This window comes from Robertkochia marina, from assembly GCF_004799345.1.
GTDB classification, from domain to species: Bacteria; Bacteroidota; Bacteroidia; order Flavobacteriales; family Flavobacteriaceae; genus Robertkochia; species Robertkochia marina.
The window spans coordinates 326,019-345,570 of the sequence record NZ_SSMC01000003.1 but is presented as its reverse complement, the minus strand read 5'-3'; the positions used below and the strand labels follow the sequence as shown (position 1 = coordinate 345,570).

At 44.1% G+C, this 19,552-nt stretch carries 16 protein-coding genes and 1 other RNA gene; 7 read left to right on the top strand and 10 right to left on the bottom strand.

Annotated elements, in window-relative coordinates; all coding sequences use genetic code 11:
• Positions 1-160 precede the first annotated feature (160 nt).
• Positions 161-2,347, bottom strand: coding sequence for a glutamine synthetase III family protein (locus E7Z59_RS12165; RefSeq protein ID WP_136336614.1), 2,187 nt, complete (start codon positions 2,345-2,347; stop codon positions 161-163).
• Positions 2,348-2,622: 275 nt separating this feature from the next.
• Between E7Z59_RS12165 and E7Z59_RS12160 the strand changes: the two genes are divergently transcribed.
• Positions 2,623-3,645: a glutamine synthetase beta-grasp domain-containing protein gene (locus tag E7Z59_RS12160; RefSeq protein ID WP_136336613.1), complete on the top strand. Its 1,023-nt coding sequence runs from the start codon at positions 2,623-2,625 to the stop codon at positions 3,643-3,645.
• Between the two features lie 78 nt (positions 3,646-3,723).
• On the opposite strand, the gene E7Z59_RS12155 is transcribed toward E7Z59_RS12160, so the two are convergent.
• On the bottom strand, positions 3,724-4,662 hold the full coding sequence (locus E7Z59_RS12155; protein ID WP_136336612.1) for a calcium/sodium antiporter: 939 nt from the start codon (positions 4,660-4,662) through the stop codon (positions 3,724-3,726).
• Between the two features lie 176 nt (positions 4,663-4,838).
• On the opposite strand from E7Z59_RS12155, the gene E7Z59_RS12150 reads away from it, so the two are divergent.
• The 3 genes from E7Z59_RS12150 (at position 4,839) to E7Z59_RS12140 (ending at position 7,685) form a co-directional block, all read left to right on the top strand.
• Complete coding sequence (locus E7Z59_RS12150) at positions 4,839-5,201, top strand: BlaI/MecI/CopY family transcriptional regulator (protein ID WP_136336611.1); 363 nt, start codon at positions 4,839-4,841, stop codon at positions 5,199-5,201.
• Positions 5,198-7,060 (top strand): M56 family metallopeptidase, encoded by a 1,863-nt coding sequence (locus E7Z59_RS12145; RefSeq protein WP_136336610.1) that lies wholly within the window; start codon positions 5,198-5,200, stop codon positions 7,058-7,060. Before E7Z59_RS12150 ends, E7Z59_RS12145 begins: the two co-directional genes overlap by 4 nt.
• Before the next feature lie 469 nt (positions 7,061-7,529).
• Positions 7,530-7,685, top strand: a complete 156-nt coding sequence (locus E7Z59_RS12140) for an SsrA-binding protein (RefSeq protein WP_199287174.1) — start codon at positions 7,530-7,532, stop codon at positions 7,683-7,685.
• On the opposite strand, the gene E7Z59_RS12135 is transcribed toward E7Z59_RS12140, so the two are convergent.
• The 7 genes from E7Z59_RS12135 to E7Z59_RS12105 form a co-directional block, all read right to left on the bottom strand.
• The gene (locus E7Z59_RS12135) at positions 7,679-8,188 is read right to left on the bottom strand and encodes an adenine phosphoribosyltransferase (protein WP_136336609.1); all 510 of its coding nucleotides are present in this window, start codon (positions 8,186-8,188) and stop codon (positions 7,679-7,681) included. The genes E7Z59_RS12140 and E7Z59_RS12135 overlap by 7 nt on opposite strands.
• Before the next feature lie 102 nt (positions 8,189-8,290).
• Positions 8,291-9,346 carry a Kelch repeat-containing protein gene (locus E7Z59_RS12130; RefSeq protein WP_136336608.1) on the bottom strand — a complete coding sequence of 352 codons (1,056 nt, stop codon included), beginning with the start codon at positions 9,344-9,346 and terminating at the stop codon, positions 8,291-8,293.
• Between the two features lie 335 nt (positions 9,347-9,681).
• On the bottom strand, positions 9,682-10,713 hold the full coding sequence (locus tag E7Z59_RS12125) for a Kelch repeat-containing protein (protein ID WP_136336607.1): 1,032 nt from the start codon (positions 10,711-10,713) through the stop codon (positions 9,682-9,684).
• A 127-nt stretch (positions 10,714-10,840) separates the two neighbouring features.
• Positions 10,841-12,403, bottom strand: coding sequence for a ribonuclease Y (gene rny / locus E7Z59_RS12120; RefSeq protein ID WP_136336606.1), 1,563 nt, complete (start codon positions 12,401-12,403; stop codon positions 10,841-10,843).
• A 51-nt stretch (positions 12,404-12,454) separates the two neighbouring features.
• Positions 12,455-12,574, bottom strand: a non-coding RNA gene (ssrS, locus tag E7Z59_RS12115) — 6S RNA.
• A 66-nt stretch (positions 12,575-12,640) separates the two neighbouring features.
• Positions 12,641-12,928, bottom strand: a complete 288-nt coding sequence (locus E7Z59_RS12110; RefSeq protein WP_136336605.1) for a cell division protein ZapA — start codon at positions 12,926-12,928, stop codon at positions 12,641-12,643.
• Positions 12,929-12,940: 12 nt separating this feature from the next.
• Entirely contained in the window at positions 12,941-13,231 is a 291-nt protein-coding gene (locus tag E7Z59_RS12105) for a hypothetical protein (RefSeq protein WP_136336604.1), read from the bottom strand.
• Between the two features lie 174 nt (positions 13,232-13,405).
• Here E7Z59_RS12105 and E7Z59_RS12100 point away from each other — a divergent pair, with 174 nt between their 5' ends.
• The 3 genes from E7Z59_RS12100 to E7Z59_RS12090 are packed head-to-tail and all read left to right on the top strand — an operon-like array spanning position 13,406 to position 18,214.
• On the top strand, positions 13,406-15,091 hold the full coding sequence (locus E7Z59_RS12100) for a M23 family metallopeptidase (protein WP_136336603.1): 1,686 nt from the start codon (positions 13,406-13,408) through the stop codon (positions 15,089-15,091).
• An 11-nt stretch (positions 15,092-15,102) separates the two neighbouring features.
• Positions 15,103-17,568, top strand: coding sequence for a TonB-dependent receptor (locus tag E7Z59_RS12095; RefSeq protein WP_136336602.1), 2,466 nt, complete (start codon positions 15,103-15,105; stop codon positions 17,566-17,568).
• A 7-nt stretch (positions 17,569-17,575) separates the two neighbouring features.
• The gene (locus E7Z59_RS12090; RefSeq protein WP_136336601.1) at positions 17,576-18,214 is read left to right on the top strand and encodes a hypothetical protein; all 639 of its coding nucleotides are present in this window, start codon (positions 17,576-17,578) and stop codon (positions 18,212-18,214) included.
• 130 nt (positions 18,215-18,344) lie between these two features.
• On the opposite strand, the gene E7Z59_RS12085 is transcribed toward E7Z59_RS12090, so the two are convergent.
• Entirely contained in the window at positions 18,345-19,490 is a 1,146-nt protein-coding gene (locus tag E7Z59_RS12085; RefSeq protein WP_136336600.1) for a cysteine desulfurase family protein, read from the bottom strand.
• Between the last annotated feature and the right edge of the window lie 62 nt (positions 19,491-19,552).

Genomic DNA, 19,552 nt, shown 5'->3' with positions numbered 1-19,552 from the left:
CACATGTTTAAATTGATTAATAGCATATCAAATATAAGAAACCCCCTGACCACACCAAGTCACAAATCGTTTATTTTCAGCATCATGAAAGAGTATTCGATGTATTTGATAAAAAATCGGTTTAATAACTAAAGGTTAAAATTCGATCTGCACCGGTCATTTAGCGGGTAAATAACAGCTCCCTGTACTTGGTCAGCGTCCAGAGTTCGTCGTCTACCATGAGTTCTAATTTATCACAGTGATACCTGATCTTTTCAAAGTAGGGCAACACCTTCTCGCAATAGGCATCTGCTTTTTCCTGGGCAGAATCGATCTTATTGGCAGACCGCCTTTCATCGGTCATCTTATTCACCATAGAATTGATCTCTGCAATATGACCTGAAATGGCTGTGATCAGATCCATTTGCTCTTTAGCGTGCTTCTCAAAATCCTTTCCGAAAACCTCTTTGAGTCCTCTCACATTTTCGATCAGGGTGTTCTGATAACGGATAGCTGTCGGAATGACGTGATTTCTGGCAATATCACCCAAAACCCTTCCTTCGATCTGCACCTTCATAACATACTCTTCCAGCTCGATCTCATGTCGTGCATGAATTTCTCTCGGATTCATCACTCCAAGTGATTCATAGAGCGCTACAGCCTTGTCTGATATTGACGCTTTCAAAGCTGTTGGCGTGGTTTTATTATTGGAGAGTCCGCGCTTGGCCGCTTCTTTTTCCCATTCTTCACTATAACCATCTCCTTCAAAACGAATCTTCTTGGAAGCCTTTATATATTCTCTTAATACGTTAAAGATAGCCTCATCTTTCTTCAGCTCTTTCTTTGCGATCAGGGCATCAACCTCTTTCTTGAAATCGATCAGCTGTCTGGCTACAATACTATTTAGAACTGTCATTGGTTTTGCGCAGTTCGACTTTGAACCTACTGCCCTCAGCTCAAACTTATTTCCGGTAAAAGCAAACGGAGACGTTCTGTTCCGGTCGGTGTTATCAAGCAGGATCTCAGGAATCTTTCCTACCACATTAAGTTTCAGGTCTGTTTTCTCCTGGGGAGACAACTTTCCTTTGGATACATCTTCCAGTTCATCAAGCACTTTGGTAAGCTGCGACCCTATAAATACAGAAATAATAGCCGGAGGCGCCTCATTGGCCCCCAAACGGTGATCATTCGTTGCCGAAGCAATAGAAGCCCTGATGAGCTCTTCATAATCATGAACCGCCTTGATCGTATTGATAAAAAAGGTCAGAAACTGCAGGTTCTTCATGGGCGTCGACCCCGGACTCAGCAAATTGACCCCGGTATTGGTAGACAACGACCAGTTATTGTGTTTACCCGAGCCGTTGATCCCGGCAAAGGGTTTCTCGTGGAATAAGATCTTAAAGTTGTGCTTGTCGGCAATCTTATCCATGACATCCATCAGCAGTGAATTGTGATCTACTGCCAAATTGGCCTCCTCAAAGATGGGCGCTAATTCGAATTGATTAGGCGCCACCTCATTATGACGGGTTTTAACGGGAATACCCAACAGCATACACTCCTGCTCCAGGTCACGCATATAATTCAACACCCTGTCTGGAATAGAGCCAAAGTAATGGTCATCCAATTGCTGCCCCTTGGCGGGGGAATGCCCTAAAAGCGTTCTTCCGGCCAGCACAAGATCTGGCCTGGTACCTGCCAATGCCTTATCGACCAGGAAATACTCCTGTTCCCACCCCAGGGTAGCATTTACCTTGGTCACATTTTTATCAAAATATTTAGCTACATCAGTTGCGGCATTGTCTACTGCCTGCAAGGCTCGTAGCAGCGGCACTTTATTATCAAGTGCCTCCCCGGTGTAGGACACAAAAACGGTGGGGATACAAAGGGTCGTTCCATATACAAAGGCCGGAGAGGTCGGATCCCATGCCGTATACCCCCTCGCTTCGAAGGTATTTCTGATACCTCCATGAGGAAAACTCGAAGCGTCGGGCTCTTGCTGTACCAATTGATCTCCTCCGAATTTTTCAACCGCATAGGCATTGGTTACCGGCTCAAAAAAGGCATCGTGCTTTTCTGCAGTAGACCCTGTTAACGGTTGAAACCAGTGAGTATAATGGGTGGCCCCTTTCGAAAGCGCCCAGTTTTTCATGGCTGCGGCGATCTCATCAGCAAGTTTACGGTCTATTCTGCTGCCTAGCTCAATAGCCTCCATAACACTTTTAAAAGCCTCTTTAGAAAGCGACTCCCGCATGACAAGCTCGTTAAACACATTCGATCCGAATAGCTCTGATCGTTTTCCTTTGGACTCCACCTCCGCCGGTTTGCGGTTGAAGGTCTCCCGGATAGCATCAAATCTGATAGTTGACATAATTATAAAGATATTTTAAGTTGCTCTTTTTAAACAGGATATGAAATTACAAAATAAGCCGATAATAATGTACCTAAACTGTAATTCTACCCCGGAAATGGCTATATGATTTCCGTCTTATGTTATATTATCCCATACACCCCCCTCTGAAAATATAGGGTGTGAATAAAAATGTTGATAGTTTTTATAAATAACCCCTATTAATTTTGGTGCACTTCTTCCAAATATTTTATTTTTGTCGCCATAATAAAGTTTTATTTAAACGAAACAATTTTATGAACAAGGCTAAACTTGAGTACATCTGGTTGGACGGATATACCCCCACCCAGGAATTACGTAGTAAAACTAAGGTGGTTGAAAACTTTGACGGGAAACTTGAAAGCTGCCCGATCTGGTCTTTCGACGGAAGTTCAACACAACAGGCTGAAGGAAACTCTTCTGACTGCCTGCTGAAGCCGGTGGCTATTTATCCTGATCCGGAAAGAGTAAACGGATACCTGGTCATGACTGAGGTATTGAACCCTGATGGTACTCCTCACGCTTCTAATGCGAGAGCCGCTATTGATGATGACGATAATGATTTCTGGTTCGGTTTCGAACAGGAATACTTCATCATGGACACTAAAACTGATCTTCCACTTGGATTCCCAAGAGGAGGATTCCCCGGACCACAAGGACAATACTACTGTTCTGTTGGAGGACGATACACCTGGGGACGTCAATTAGTAGAAGAACACCTTGACATCTGCCTGCAGGCCGGATTGAATATTGAGGGTATCAACCAGGAGGTAGCTCCGGGACAATGGGAGTTTCAGAACTTCGCCAAAGGCGCCAAGAAAGCCGGAGACGAGATCTGGGTAGCCCGATACCTGTTAAACAGACTTACTGAAAAATACGGATACTATATAGAGCTTCACCCTAAACCAATCAGAGGTGACTGGAATGGTTCAGGAATGCACGCTAACTTCTCTAACTCTACCCTGAGAAATGCAGGAAGCAAAGAAGTTTACGAAAGCATCTGTGAGGCCTTCCGTCCGGTAGCAGAAAAGCACATCGCTGTATATGGGGCCTACAATGACGAGCGACTTACAGGACTCCACGAAACACAATCGATCAATGAATTCTCTTACGGAGTTTCTGACCGAGGTGCTTCAATTCGTATCCCGATCATCACCGTTCAAAACGGATGGAAAGGATGGCTGGAAGATCGTCGTCCTGCTTCAAACGCAGATCCATACAAAGTAGCAGGAATCATCGTGAATACTGTTAAAAATGCAGAAGTTGAAGTAGAAGCTTAAACTATCTGAACGCTATAGAAAAGCCATCCTTTAAAGGATGGCTTTTTTTTATACCTATTAAAAAGATTTAGGATCATTTTATCCTGTAACCGTTAAATACACAAACACGCCATAAGAAGTAAGCAGCACCAAACCATCCCGCCAGTTCAAACGCAACCCCTTAGGTATGAACACCAGGGGAAATATCACAAAAGAAATAGCCAGCATCCAATAAATATCATTCGACAATAAGCCGGGATCATTAACGGTAATTGGGGTGATCATCGAAGTAATACCCAATACCGCCAGAATATTAAACACGTTGCTTCCCAGGAGATTCCCTAAAGAAATGGCTTTTTCTTTTTTCATCACCGCGATCACCGAGGCAGCAAGCTCAGGTATACTTGTACCCACCGAAACTACGGTTACAGCAATAATCCTTTCACTCACTCCATAAAAACGAGCCATTCCAACGGCTCCTCTGATCAATAGTTCAGAACCTCCCCACAAGGCTACGCCCCCGATGCATAAATACAGTACGATCTGATGAAGCGGCAAGGGCACATCGTCTTCAGGCATTTCATCAATAACCGCAGGTTTTTGAAAACGAAGTAAGTATACCAGGAAAGCTACAAGACAGGCAAACATGATCACTCCTTCATACCGCTGCAACTCCCCGTCAAAAATGATAAAAAAGAAGAACAAAACTGAAGCAACGATCATTACCGGCCAGTCGGTCTTATAAAAACTTCGCTCCACATCAATATGCCCCAATAAGAGGGTAATAGCCAATACAAATCCCAGGTTAGCAATATTAGACCCTATTACATTTCCCATGGCTATATCCGGAAACCCTTCAAGTGCAGAATTCACGCTGACGATCAATTCGGGTGCCGAAGTGGCAAAAGAAACCACTGTCATCCCGATAACGATCTTTGGAATTTCAAGCCGGAGCGAGAGTGCTACCGCCGCTTTCAATAACCAATTCCCACCAAAAACCAACAAAACCAGGCCCAGGGCAACAAACAAAAGATTCATTCGAAATTTTTACAAGCGAAGATAATCATATTAAAGCGGCAACCCCCTGCCTGTACTTTAAAATATCTGAAGAACTCACAGGAATGATTTTAAAACGAGAAAAATAGTTAAAAAACTACAAATTTAGTTGTGTAACTATTTTTATAGTTTTAAGTTTAACTCACAATTGTACGATCATGGAAAAATTAACCAACAAAGAAGAGGAGGTCATGAAGATCCTCTGGAAGCTTGAAAAAGCTTTTGTAAAGGAAGTATTGGAAGCCTTCGAAGCCGAAGGCGACAAGCCTCACTACAACACCTTGTCTACTATCATAAGAAACCTGGAAGACAAGGGATATGTAGGCCATAAAGCTTTTGGGAAAACGCACCAATATTTCCCAATGGTAGCCATTGAAGAGTATCGCAAGCGTTTTATTTCTTCTGCCATTGAAGATTACTTCAATAACTCATATAAAAGTCTGGTATCTTTTTTCGCTAAGGAAGAGAAGATCAGCGCTGAAGAATTGAGAGAGATCCTCGAAAAAATTGAAAAGTCATGAATCATTCAGAGTTCTTCATCTATATCATAAAAGCCGGACTACTACTTTTAGTATTCTGGACCCTTTACAAGGCGATCTTATCTAAAGAGACCTTCTTTAAGCACAACCGATGGTATCTGATGGCCGGGGTATTGGTTTCGGGGTTACTACCCTTATGGATCATTGAACGTACCGAGATCATCACGGTTCCCCTTACCCGGCTCGAGGCTTCCGGAGGAGGGGCTCAAAGCGTTACAACGGTATCTGACCTCAATACCTTTGCTCAAATCATGAGCATGGACAACCTGTTATTCTATATATATATGGCAGGGGTGCTCTTTTTTTCCGTTAAACTTATCATACAACTGGCCTCCTTATTCCGGATCCTGTACAAAGGCGAACGCCGTCATCTAAAAGGCATGTGCATTGTCTATTCTAAAGAGACCACCTCACCCTTTTCTTTTTTTAATTATATCGTATTACCGGAAGAACAGGGAGACATCGAGGAGCAGCAGGCCATCATGGCTCATGAGTTCGTACATGCCCGGCAAGGACATTCATTTGACATTCTTTTAATGCATCTGCTCACTATACTCATGTGGATGAACCCGGTGGCATGGTTCTATCGAAGAGATGCCGCTCAGAACCTGGAGTACCTTGCCGACAAAGGCGCGAGCTCTAAGGCGTCCTCTACAAAGAATTATCAATACATCCTTTTAAGACAACACCTGAACACACATCAATTATCTATTATCAATCCATTTATTAATTCATTAATCAAAAAACGAATCGTTATGTTACAACAGCGCCCATCCAATCAATTTAAATTGTGGAAGCTCAGCCTGGTTATCCCGGCACTTATTGCCTTTGTGCTCCTTTTTAATGTTAAAACAGTGGCACAATATCAATTTATGGCTGTCGATGAGGGAGCAGGATCGCTTCGCTTACACAACAGCAACGCACAGGAACACCTGGACTTCATGATCCATAAAGAAATGGATGACGAACAGTTAAAAGCACTCAAGCAGGAAGTAGAACAACAAGGAGGCAAACTGAAATGGAAAAAACTCAAAAGAAATATGGCTGGACTGATAACCAATATTGAAATTGAGTTTTCACACGAATCCAGTACGGCTTCTGCCAATTACAGCAATTCAGATGGAATTGAAACTATCAGTTTCGGAACGAGGTCCGATAAGGGAGTTTACATTCAAGCAGGAAACGATGTTCACAGTGATCACGAAATGATCTGGATAGAAAAAGACAAAGAAAAGCATGTCAATAAAGAAGTGATCGTAATCTCAGGAGATAGTGTTTCCATGAACGAGCTCGGTAAAAAAGAAATGAAAGTCATCATCAAGGGAGATAATGACGGCGAAGCGGTATGGATCTCCAAAGACGGGGAGAATGTGCAGGTGAATGGAGAAAAAGAAATGAAGTTTATCATCAAGAGCGGGGATGATAAAAATATCTGGATCTCTGATGAAGACGTTGACACAGAGAAGGAAATGATCTTCATCAAAAAACTGCATCAGGATTCTACAGGTGCAGATGGTAAAAAAGTAAAAAAGATCGTGGTAGAATTATCAGAAGCTGATGGAGAGGTTATTCACCTCAAAGGAGATTCTACCCATCATAAAAAGATCGTAGTTCGCGAGCTCGGCGCAGTTAAGGGCGATAAGAATATTCACGTTATCTCTACCGATGGTGAAAAGCCACTTATGATCGTTGATGGAAAAGAAACAGAGAAAGATGTTTTAAAAGACATGGACCCTGATCAAATTGACAAAATTGAAGTTCTTAAAGGAGAAAAAGCCATAGAAAAGTATGGCGAAAAAGGGAAGAATGGGGCGATGCTTATCACAACAAAAAAGCAATAAAAAAACGGATAATACGCCTTACTCAACCAACGATCAAAAAACACCGGAAATTAATCCCGGTGTTTTTTTTATTCCCAAATACCGCATAAAATATGGGGTTTTGGAAGTAATGGGTAAAATATCTAGCTTGAATAAACACGTTTGAATCCGGGTGCTGACCAACAGTAATATTCAATCGGCCGAATTGTATGGCACAACCCTAAGCAACGTTTATAACCAATGTTTAACTATTTAAGCCAATACTATGATTTACCTGATAAAATTCATTACTCTCATGGTCGTCACCCTGATACAACTCATTATAACGGTGTAGCATCACACATGGATAAAGGAATTATAATTTCGCAACCAACCAACCATCCATTTATAATTCCTGTGAAAAAGCCATCCTTCCGATGGCTTTTTCTTATCTACCCATCCGGAATGATCATAAAGCAAGAATGTTTATGTTTGCAGTAAAGAACTTACAATGAAGAAAAACATATACCAACTGCTGGCCAAGCTCAACCAGGCTCTGTTTCCCTCTTATACAAAACGAAGGCTGGATCTGGCCAAAGCCAGCAAATTTCAACTCGCCATTATCGGATGGAGAGCATGGGTTACCAAACGGGCCATCAATCAATAATCAAAAAGCACATGTACCTGCTTTCCGTTCAAACGTTTTCTGCCTTGTAAGGCTGACAGCTCGATCAAAAAATTAAACTGTACCACCTCGCCGCCAAGCGACTCGATCAGTTTGGCTGTAGCTTCTGCGGTGCCTCCCGTGGCCAAAACATCATCGTGTATCAATACCCGGTCTCCTGACGCAATAGCATCAGCATGAATCTCGAGGGTATCACTACCGTACTCGAGGTCAAAATCCTGTTTAATGGTCTTTCCCGGAAGTTTCCCGGGCTTTCTGACCGGTACAAAACCGCAGTTTAACTCCCTGGCCAAAGGCATACCGAATAAAAAGCCTCTGCTTTCCATAGCCACTACCTTATCGATATTCCCCGGCACACCGGCCAATAACCTCCTCAAGGTTTCCTTTGTTGCCTGTGGGTGCAATAACAAAGGGGTAATATCTTTAAATGCGATACCCGGTTTTGGAAAATCAGGCACCTCTCTGATATACATGTTTAAATCCATAACGAATACAATGAGTTACCGGAAAATACGTTCTTTTGGGTAATTATTAAACAATACCCACCCAAAACTGATACAAAACAAAGCTTTTTGTAAATTAATGACTCATTCCAATTGAAGATCAATGGTCATCACCGTGTTAAGAGGACAGCAAACTCCGCCTTCTCCCCCATTTATAACATAAAGCTTCGAGCCATGGATTCGCGATACAGGGGCAAGAAGTTCTGAGGACAGCTCACAAAAATGATCCCAAACATCATTTTCCGGATCGTATATCAACACATCATCAGCAAATTCGTCATCCATGCGACCACCGGCAACAAAGATATTGTCGTTGAGGGTAAAAATACCCGGTTCGAAATGCGAACGGTCATGTGGAAGATCATTCAATGGTTCCCATCGGTCTTCCATAGAAAGGTATCTGTGTACATAGGCAACATCATCAACAGCACCATCATGACCAAACTGTCCTCCCACAGCATAAATATCACCGTTAAGTACGGTGCCTCCGAGATGATTTCTTCCGTATGGAAGCGGTGCCTTTGAAACCCATCCGGAGGTAGTATCGGCCATATTTAAAACAAGATGCTCATCCAGATCAGTACGACGATCCGGCATGAGTCCCCCAAAATAATGGAGCCACCCATTACTATATACCAGGGCACCACTAGCCCTCGGGGAAGGCAGTGCGGGCCCCTTACTCCAGGTATCGGTATTTGTATCGTAAATCTGAACTTCTGCCGTGGCAACTCCCGGATGATCGCCTACAAAACCTCCTGCTATCCAAACACGATCATTTACCAGCGCTGCCCCCATATGAGTTACCCCTATGGGCATGGGCGCTCCCATAGCCCAAAGACCCGTGTCCAGATCCAGGATCTCGGTATAAGGAACGATCTTAAGCCCCTGGGTAAACCCTGAAAAGGTGTACAAGGTATTGTTTAGAACGGCAGTTTGAGATTCAAGTCTGCTTATTCCCGATGGTGGATTTTCACTCCACACACAATCAGACACGGGGATGAATGAAACAGGTTCAGGACTGACAACCGGATCAGGGTCTTGCGTTTCTTCCACCTCTTTTGCGCTGTCAGAACTACAGGCAACAAAAGCCACCAACACAACAGCTTTCTTAATTCCACACCATAGTCTTCCCCCTTTCATAGGTTAAAAGCATTTTTAGAATAGCAGGCTTTCTCACTAAGCAATAAACATACTTTTGAGAAGTGATCAGTTCATTTTCCGGGAAGTGATGCTGCAAGTAGCGGGAAACATGAAGGGAAGTCTTGTAAAGATAGTGAATTACGGAGTATAATGCCACTTGAGGGCAGGTTCGAATCATTGACCGTAAAACAGGCATGAGGATGGTTTAAAGGCAAAGAGGCAAAGAAGCTAAAAAAATATTATAAGCTTTTAGTATTCTCCCTGAATGAAGATAGGATGTACTGCTCCACTCTTTAAAAGTGGATGATCTAAACAGGGTCGAAACCCTGAAAAACCTACTTATTCATGAGATTAATATAACGAAAAGTTGATATCGGGCTTCCGGCGCCGTTCACACCCCCGTTTAAAACGAGGAGTTGATTACCATACATCCGCGCTCCCGGAGCCAAAAGTCTTTGAGGTATTCCACAAAATTCAGACCAGGTATCACTTTGCGGGTCATATACAAAAATGGTATCCCGGGCCCCATTAGGACTAATACCCCCTACCACATAGATTCGGTTTTCAAAGACAAAGATACCGGCCTCAAAGTGAGAAAGCGCCAGGGGCATATCAGCCAAACGGTCCCAATTGCCTGTATCTGTCCTGTAAACATGTACAAAAGCTACATCCTCATTACCTCCGTCATGACCAAATTGTCCGCCTACAGCATATATATTGCCATTCAAAGCAACACCTCCCAGGTGATTCCTGGCGATGGGCAGCGGATCATCTGCCTTCCACCCTGCATTGATATTATTCAGATCCAGCACCCAATGCTCATTAATATCAGTCCTTCTGTCAGGCAACAGTCCTCCAAAATGATGGAGTTTACCATTGACGAGTACCAAGGAACCACTGGCTCGGGCCACAGGCAATTCAGGGCCTTCACGCCATTGATCATTCCCAGGGCTGTAGATCTGCACCCTGGACGTGGCTGTTCCCGGATGATCGCCAGCAAAACCACCTACGATCCAGATATCATCATTCACCCTGGCCACTCCCATATGGGTAACCGGAAGCGGCATGGAAGCACCCAATGACCATTGTCCGCTAATAAGATCATAGATCTCTGTTTCAGGTATCACAGCGAGCCCATTGGTAAAACCGGAAAAAGTATAAAGCTTGTTCCCTACGATGACAGGATAGGCTTCCAATTTTGGAATGGCACTTGGGGCCAGATCATTCCATTGACAATCGGATTCAGGAAAGGCGAAAGACTCCCATGTTTCAGGATCACCACTGGGCCTGGCTTCACTATCGGAAGAACAGGAAATTACACACAACAACAAACCTATCAAGACAAATGTTCTCAGAAAATAAATCATCGTTCAGCAGTATTACAAAAAGTTGATAGTCAGGTTGTTGTGGACTTAAAATACAAATACCGTGGGAGTTATAAAAAAGTAAAGCCGGGAATAACCCGGCTTTTAGTTGATCACTTTTAAAAAATCGTTATTTCGCAATATTAACGGCCCTTGTTTCCCTGATCACGGTAACTTTTACCTGTCCGGGATAGGTCATATCCGTCTGTATCTTCTGAGAGATCTCAAATGACAGTTGTGCTGCCTTATCATCACTTACTTTCTCACTTTCAACGATCACTCTCAGCTCTCTACCGGCCTGAATTGCATAAGCCTTCTTAACTCCGTTAAAAGCAAAGGCTATATTTTCAAGGTCTTTTAAACGTTGAATATACGAATCAAGCACCTGCCTTCTTGCACCGGGACGTGCACCGCTGATAGCATCACATACCTGAACTACAGGAGCCAACAGCGACTTCATTTCGATCTCATCATGGTGGGCACCGATAGCATTACATACCTCCGGTTTTTCTCCGTATTTCTCTGCCCATTCCATTCCAAGGATAGCGTGGGGAGTTTCTGTTTCTGTTTCCGGTACTTTTCCAATATCGTGAAGTAAACCTGCTCTTTTGGCAAGCTTAGGGTTAATTCCTAATTCAGCGGCCATCACCCCACATAATTTGGCTACTTCCCTGGAGTGCTGCAGAAGATTTTGCCCGTATGACGAACGGTACTTCATTCGACCTACCGCCTTAATAAGCTCAGGGTGAAGTCCGTGAATACCGAGGTCGATCACGGTACGTTTACCTACTTCAATGATCTCTTCTTCGATCTGCTTGGTGGTTTTCTTAACCACTTCTTCGATTCTTGCAGGGTGAATTCTCCCATCGGTAACCAATCGGTGCAGAGACAGTCTTGCCACCTCTCGTCTTACCGAATCAAAACACGATAAAATAATGGCTTCCGGGGTATCATCTACAATGATCTCAACACCGGTAGCACTCTCCAGCGCTCTGATGTTTCGTCCTTCTCTACCGATGATCCGTCCTTTAACGTCATCAGACTCCAGGTTAAACACCGACACACAGTTATCGATAGCCTCTTCAGTACCTATACGCTGTATGGTATTAACCACGATCTTTTTAGCTTCCTGCTGTGCGGTTAATTTAGCCTCTTCCAGGGTATTCTGAATGTAGGCCATGGCATCGCTCTTGGCATCCTCTTTAAGGCTTTCCAGCAATTGTGCTTTGGCATCTTCAGCAGAAAGACCGGAGATAACCTCCAGCTGTTCTACTTGCTGCTTGTGCATTTTCTCGACCTCTGCCTTCTTTTTCTCCAGAAAATCGAGCCTGAAATTGTAGTCTTTTATCTTTTCATCCAGCTCAGCATTGACCTTTTTAGACTTGGCCAGCTCACTGGAAACCTGGGATTCTTTATCACGGACTCGTTTTTCAACCTCAGCGATCTTCTTGTCTTTAGACATGATCACTTTTTCATGCTCGGCCTTCAGTTCAAGAAACTTCTCCTTCGCCTGTAAGATCTTATCTTTCTTAATGCTCTCTCCCTCTGTTTTAGCCTCCTTTACAATAGTATGAGCATCTTTTTTCGCATTAGCGATCACCTTGGTTGCGTTCTTCTTCTCGAGTACTTTCGCTATCACAAAACCGAGTATCACCCCGGCTATAACCCCAACAATTAGTAATGTTGTATCCATCGTTTATATATATTTAAAAAAAAAGCCTACATCGGTCATAGAGTTTTGTACAAACTCCGAATAACAGGTTTAAGGCTACCGAACTGATCAAGGATCCACCCAATCGGTAAAACCGATAGTGGCATGCTTTTACAATTCGAACTCACCTTTTTTAATGGATTCTTGTTGAGTTTGTCAAAAAAAATTTATCCGATGTAGGCAGTAACTTTAACCTATTTAAAAGAACGTTGAAGGTTCTCAGGCCAGGTGGTCGGTCAACAGCTCGTTTAATGCTTTTAAGCGGTCTTCCAATTCCTGTTCGTATTCCTTCTTGTCAATACTTTTTTGTTCAACCTGGGTCGCAAACTGTAAGGCACACATGGCCAATACATCCTGCTTATCTCTCACCGCATAACTGCGTTCAAACCTTTTGATCAGCTCATCAATGCTTTTTGCAGCCTTTCGGAGCCCTTGCTCTTGTCCGGGCTCTACAGTCAGGGGGTAAACCCTGTCTGCAATGGTTAGCTTGATCTTTTGTTTCCCCATAAAGGTTAAACATTATTCGGAGAGCTGCGCTATGCACAGATCTATTTCCCGAATTAACGTATTTATTTTAAGCTTTGCTTCTGTCTTGCTTTCATTACTGCCGAGCATTGATTTTGCCAGTTTGAGTGAGCGGTATTTTTCCTCCCATTCTTCAATGGAAGATTGCAGTTCTTTGTTTCTGCGGTTCGAATCGCGGAGTTCTTCGGTGAGTTTCTGGTTAAGCTGTTGTTGAACTTCTAACTGGTGAAGCAACTTGCTTACCTTATTTTCCAAAGAATCAATCAATTCGATCATTGCACTCATTTGGGGCAAATTTCAATACCTGTCTTCACAAAGTTAACATACCGCAATGTACCTCGCAACTGTTTGTAAAAATTTCTTTTCTACATAATTTAACGCTTTTCCACACGTTTTAAGATGGAAATTTTCCCTGTTTTTAAGGCAATTCTTATTTTAGTGCCCCAATGAAACCCACGCATGAGAACCCTGATTTTAGTTAGCTTACTGGTTGTACAAACTGTTTTTTCACAGAATCCATATCCTTCAGATGTCTTTGGCGACCCCTTAGATGTTCCCATCATCCTGGCCGGGAGTTTCGGTGAATTGCGAAGCAATCATTTTCATGCCGGGCTGGATATAAAAACACAACAACAGGAAGGACTCAAGGTGTATGCCATTGAATCGGGTTATATATCCCGCATAAAGGTACAGCATTACGGGTATGGAAAAGCCCTTTATCTGACACACCCCAATGGTTATACCTCCGTCTATGCCCACCTTCAGAAAATGGCTCCGGAAATAGAAGCCTTTCTCAAGGAAAAACAATACAAAAACGAAACCTACGAGATCGATCTATACCTGGAACCCTCAGAGCTGAAGATCGAAAAGGGACAAGTAATTGCCTACAGCGGTAATACGGGAAGCAGTGGTGGCCCTCATCTGCATTTTGAGATCAGAGATCTTGCCCAAAAACCTATCAATCCGCTCTATTTCGGATATGACGTTCAGGACACCGAACCTCCGAGGATTCTGGATCTTTATGTCTATCCGTATTCCGATAACGCCATCGTTAACGGGGCAAACCATAAAATACCTCTGAGGATCGACAAAAATGAAGACGGCAGTTTTATAGCCGAAAAAGTTTATGCTCAGGGGGCATTGGGCTTTGGTATCAACACCTACGACCGCCAGGATCTTGCCTATAACAAGAACGGTGCCTACAAGGTAGCCATGCAAGTGAACGGCAGCCCCTATTTTTCTTATGAATTCGAAACCTTTTCTTTTGGTGAAAGCAGGTATATAAATACACTTATCGACTATAACCATTATGAAGCGGAAGGAGAGCGCATCCAGAAGATCTTCCTGGAGCCCTATAATAAACTTAGTATTTACAGAGACAATGAAAACAACGGCATCATTGAGGTCATAGAGAACAATACGTATAATGTGATCTTGCAGGTGACCGATTTTCACGGAAATCGCTCAGAGATAACCATCCCGGTAGAAGGAAGAAAACAAGAATTAAAGAGACAAAAAGAAACCGTTAAAACTCCCTATTACGTCATTGCCGGCCGCGATAATCTTTACCAGCTGGAAGGCGCCAGTATCTTTTTTGACAAAGGGACGTTTTACCACGATTTTTACGCCGATCTGGGTATTGAAGAAGAGACCGTAAAGGTGGCCCATCCCGGAATCCCTGTAAAAAGCGCCTATACCCTTACCCTTGAGGGCAACGGCATTCCTGAAGAGCAAAAAGATCAATACTTCATTGCCCACATTGATGACCGCGGCAGGACTTTTTACGAAAATACATACCGCAAAGGAAACACCTACAGCACACGTACCAGCTCATTAGGCAATTTCAAACTCGTGAGAGACAGTGTAGCTCCGGATGTCAGAGCAGGTAATTTCAGGGAAGGGCAGGTATTATCAAATTTCCGTTATCTCAGACTTTATATCAAAGACGATCTGAGTGGCATTGATACTTACGAAGCCAAAATAGACGGGCAATGGGTACTGATGGAGTACGAGTATAAAAAAGGAAGTCTCACCTTTAATTTTGAAGACCTTGAATTTGAAGGGGGTAAGCATGAATTGGAAGTAAAAGTAACCGATAATGTAGGAAATAGTACTACCTTTAATACCAGCTTTTACCGAAACTAATCCATTGAATTTTGAGATGGCTTTCCATTTTAGCTAGTATCTTCTTCCTTTGCTATGGGCTGCCTGCTTTTTCGCAGCAGGCTGTACTTTGGGGTATCGTGGTCAATGAAGACAATGCCCCCCTGCCACAGGTTTCTGTTCAGGCCGGTAATGCCGGAACCGTCACCGACTCCAATGGCGCCTACCAACTTTCTCTTAAGGCCAACACCCGTATCACCGTAAGTTTTTCTCATCTTTCTTATGAAAAGATCGAGGTGGTGCTCGAGCTGCCTATCGGTGAACACTATGAGTTGAATCCTGTATTAAAAAAAGGAGTAACGCAATTGGGTGAGGTGGTTGTTACCAACCAAGGCACCAAAAGAGTCAGAGGCATAGAAAGCCTGGAGCCGGAAACGGTAAGAAAGATCCCGGGGGCCAATGCAGGGATAGAAAATGTTTTAAGATCATTACCGGGCGTGAGTTTTAATAACGAGTTAAGCACCCAATACAACGTTCGGGGTGGTAATTTTGATGAGAACCTGGTCTATGTGAACGGCATAGAGGTCTACCGCCCTTTCCTGATAAGATCAGGGCAACAGGAAGGATTGAGCTTTGTGAACACCGACCTGGTGAGGGAAGTTGACTTTTCAGCCGGAGGTTTTGAAGCCAGGTACGGCGACCGACTCTCTTCGGTGCTCGACGTAACCTACAGAAAACCGGAACAGTTCTCAGCAGGCCTGGAGGCCAGTTTTCTGGGAGGCAGCCTTTGGATACAGGGCACTGACAAGAAAAAGCGCCTCAGAGCACTGGCAGGCTTCAGGTACAGAGACAACAGTCTACTGGTTGACAGTAAGCAAACAGAAACCAATTTCCGACCACTTTTCGTAGATGCCCAGACCTATATAACCTATGCTCTGAACGAGCGCCTGGAATTGAGTTTTCTGGGCAATCTTTCCCTGAACAGGTATAATTACACCCCACTTACACGTCAAACCAACTTCGGAACCCTGCAGGATCCCATTGCCTTGCTTGTGGTATACAATGGTCGTGAAACCGACCGGTACGAAACCGGTTTCGGAGCTTTAAAACTCAACCACAAAGCCGCTGCCGGCCTGGAAATGGATTGGATCTTTTCTGCCTATCACACCCGGGAACAGGAGTTTTATGATATTCTGGCGCAATACCGCCTGGGACAGGTGGACAGTAATATAGGTGCCGAGAATTTTGGGAATGTCGTTTTTTCAGAAGGCGTAGGGTCTCAATTAGAACACGGAAGAAACACCCTGGACGCCCTGATATTAAGTGCAGAACACCGGGGTAAAAAAGCATTAAAAAAAGGAGTGATCTCCTGGGGCTTAAGATATAATTACGAAGATTTCAGGGATAAGCTGGAAGAATATGAGGTCATTGACTCTGCCGGATACAATATCAGGCCTCCCCTGCCTGAATTCAGTAATGACCAACCCTACTCTCCTTATACCGCACCTCTGACCGCCTATCAAAATATTGATGCCAAAAACTTCATCAGCACCCACAGGGTGATGGGATTTTTGGAATACAACCGTCAATGGCAACTACCCAAAGGCCAGCTTTACGCCAATGCCGGGGTACGTGGTCAGTACTGGCAGAATGACCCTGAAAACGCAGAAGGCTACAGCCGAATGATATTCAGCCCGAGAGCCCAACTGGCCTATAAACCTTCAGGGAACAGCGACCTGCTGTTTCGAATGGCAGGCGGACTCTATCAACAACCACCGTTCTACCGGGAACTCCGAAATCCGAATGGTGTTCTTATTCCTGAGGTAGAGGCCCAAAAAGCCTGGCACATCTCACTAGGGAATGATTACAGCTTTCAACTCTGGGAACGCGGATTTAAACTTACCTCTGAGGCCTACTACCGTAGCCTCTCCGACGTGAACACCTACACCCTTGAGAATGTTCGAATTCGTTACCGGGCAAATAACGAGGCCCTGGCTTATGCCTACGGACTCGACTTGCGGCTTAACGGCGAGTTCGTGCCCGGAACTGATTCCTGGTTTAGTTTTGGCTATTTAAAAACGGAGGAAAACCAGAACAACAGGGGCTATATTGCACGACCTACAGATCAGCGACTGAAGTTTGCCGTACTTTTTCAGGATTACGTACCCTCTATCCCGAACGTGAAACTTTACCTGAATGGGGTGTACAATACAGGAGTTCCCGGCGGCTCTCCTAATTACGCCGATCCTTACCTCTTTCAATTGCGTTTACCGGATTACAAAAGAGTTGACCTGGGTATTTTTTATGTTTTTGCAGATGCCGAAAATCGACACCCGAAGGGTCACTGGCTATATAAATTCAGGGAATTATCGGCAGGGTTCGAGATTTTCAATATTTTTGACGTCCAAAACTCAATCACGAACACCTGGGTCAGAGATGTGTACAGTAAGGTACAATATGGCATCCCAAACTATATGACCCGGAGGTTGTTCAATTTGAAAATCAGCATGCAGTTGTAAAATGAACATGAAGTACTTTGCCCTTAGCGTTTGTATGTTAGTTACCACCCTGGTCTTTGCCCAGAAATCAGTTTATCAAAGCGACAGCTTTGAAAATTTGAGCAAAGATCATAAGGTCCTGGCCATACTCCCCTTTGCAGTCCGCCTTGATCTGGAAAGCCAGGGAGAGGTCTCAGAATCACAATTGAAGGACCTGGAAAAACAGGAAGGGTATGCCGTACAGAGTGCCCTGGAATCTTATTTTCTGAAACGCGATAAAAGAAAAGACTACCGGGTGGAGTTTCAAAATGTAAAAAACACCAACGCCTTGCTGTTAAAAGCCGGGATCAATTTAGAAAATATCGATGTTAAAACCACCCAGGAACTCAGCGAAATTCTAGGGGTTGACGGAGTCATCACCGGGGACGTCTCCCTGAACGCCCTGATCTCAGAAGGGGTGGATGATTCTTTTAGCTTCATTGACTATATAAGCGGTAAAAGTGATTACGGCCGTATTGCCATCAAGCTCAGCGATGGGGCCACCGGGAAACTCCTTTGGCGATTCGAACAAACCATCGATCGTAAATCGGGGAAGAACACCAATGCCATCATCGAGAAAATGATGCGTACCTCTACCCGGAAATTCCCTTACGATAAAAGTAAGTAAAGCGTAGATTACAGTTTGCGGTTTGCGTTTAACAGTGGCCTGTGGCCAGTGGTCGGTGGGCCCATAGTTACGATTCTTTCCAACTCGTCCCTGAAACCTGTCTGCCGACAGGCAGGCTCGTCACTGAAACTCACCCGGCATACTCTTTTAGCACCTCCATCACATAATCGATCTCTTCCCTGGTGGTGTATACCGAAAATGAAAACCGAAGAGAAGGCTGCGCAAACTTTTCATCATCAAGCACCTCTCTCAACACATGAGAACCGCTCTGACTTCCGCTTTGACAGGCACTACCCCGGCTGCAGGCTACACCTTTCAGATCCAGCTGAAACAAGAGCATGTCTGCCTTGGCCGGAGGAATAGGCAATCTTACATTGACCAGGGTATATGTACTTTTTTGAGCGTCAAGAGCATAGCCATTAATGGCCGCTCCGGGCACCGCCTTTTGCAGGCTTTCAATAAAATAAGTTTTGAGTTCAGTGATCTTATTGCGTTCTGCCTCCAGGTTTTCATAAGCCAGCTGAAAGGCCTTTTCGAGCCCCAGAATGTTATGAGAACTTTCAGTTCCGGCACGACTCCCCCTCTCCTGTTCTCCACCATGGATCAAGGGGGTAAGTTGATGGTCTTTTCGCTGGTAAAGAAACCCGACACCTTTAGGTCCGTGAAATTTATGGGCAGAAGCCGCCAGGAAATCTACAGGCGTTTTTTCAAGATTCCATTCCCAATGCCCGATACTCTGTACAGCATCAGAATGCACTAAAGCTCCATACTCCTTACACAAGAGGGCTACCTCATGAATATCAATGCGGTTGCCGATCTCATTATTTACATGCATCAGGCTCACCAGGGTCTTTTCTTCCCCCTGCTCAAGGAGCTCACGCAGGTGCTCAACAGAAGGGTTTCCGCCCTCATCAAGCATCACGAAATCAACTTTGATCTTGCAGGTCTTTTCAAGGAATTCAACGGTATGCAACACCGCATGATGTTCGATCCGACTGGTAATAATTCGTTTCACCCCAAGATCATTTACAGCACCGAACAATGCCATATTATCGGCCTCGGTACCGCCGGAGGTAAAAATGATCTCCGAAGGATGCGCATGAAGGGTTTTGGCTATTCTTTTTCGCGCCTCTTCAATTCGGGCACGTGCCGCCCTTCCAAAACTATGGGTAGAAGAAGGATTTCCATAATACAACTCCATCCCTTCGTGCATGTATTCAAGCACTTCCGGACGAATACGGGTAGTAGCGGCGTTGTCGAGATAAACTTTTTGCATGAGACAAAATTAAACAAATAAATTCTTGAGAATAAATTTCGAGATAGAGAGGGAGTTCTTAC

What these genes read in the sequence shown, in the direction of transcription:
- E7Z59_RS12165 (WP_136336614.1), bottom strand. Translation starts at nt 2,347, where the DNA reads ATGTCAACTATCAGATTTGATGCTATCCGGGAGACCTTCAACCGCAAA.
- E7Z59_RS12160 (WP_136336613.1), top strand. Translation starts at nt 2,623, where the DNA reads ATGAACAAGGCTAAACTTGAGTACATCTGGTTGGACGGATATACCCCC.
- E7Z59_RS12155 (WP_136336612.1), bottom strand. Translation starts at nt 4,662, where the DNA reads ATGAATCTTTTGTTTGTTGCCCTGGGCCTGGTTTTGTTGGTTTTTGGT.
- E7Z59_RS12150 (WP_136336611.1), top strand. Translation starts at nt 4,839, where the DNA reads ATGGAAAAATTAACCAACAAAGAAGAGGAGGTCATGAAGATCCTCTGG.
- E7Z59_RS12145 (WP_136336610.1), top strand. Translation starts at nt 5,198, where the DNA reads ATGAATCATTCAGAGTTCTTCATCTATATCATAAAAGCCGGACTACTA.
- E7Z59_RS12140 (WP_199287174.1), top strand. Translation starts at nt 7,530, where the DNA reads ATGAAGAAAAACATATACCAACTGCTGGCCAAGCTCAACCAGGCTCTG.
- E7Z59_RS12135 (WP_136336609.1), bottom strand. Translation starts at nt 8,188, where the DNA reads ATGGATTTAAACATGTATATCAGAGAGGTGCCTGATTTTCCAAAACCG.
- E7Z59_RS12130 (WP_136336608.1), bottom strand. Translation starts at nt 9,346, where the DNA reads ATGAAAGGGGGAAGACTATGGTGTGGAATTAAGAAAGCTGTTGTGTTG.
- E7Z59_RS12125 (WP_136336607.1), bottom strand. Translation starts at nt 10,713, where the DNA reads ATGATTTATTTTCTGAGAACATTTGTCTTGATAGGTTTGTTGTTGTGT.
- rny (WP_136336606.1), bottom strand. Translation starts at nt 12,403, where the DNA reads ATGGATACAACATTACTAATTGTTGGGGTTATAGCCGGGGTGATACTC.
- E7Z59_RS12110 (WP_136336605.1), bottom strand. Translation starts at nt 12,928, where the DNA reads ATGGGGAAACAAAAGATCAAGCTAACCATTGCAGACAGGGTTTACCCC.
- E7Z59_RS12105 (WP_136336604.1), bottom strand. Translation starts at nt 13,231, where the DNA reads ATGAGTGCAATGATCGAATTGATTGATTCTTTGGAAAATAAGGTAAGC.
- E7Z59_RS12100 (WP_136336603.1), top strand. Translation starts at nt 13,406, where the DNA reads ATGAGAACCCTGATTTTAGTTAGCTTACTGGTTGTACAAACTGTTTTT.
- E7Z59_RS12090 (WP_136336601.1), top strand. Translation starts at nt 17,576, where the DNA reads ATGAAGTACTTTGCCCTTAGCGTTTGTATGTTAGTTACCACCCTGGTC.
- E7Z59_RS12085 (WP_136336600.1), bottom strand. Translation starts at nt 19,490, where the DNA reads ATGCAAAAAGTTTATCTCGACAACGCCGCTACTACCCGTATTCGTCCG.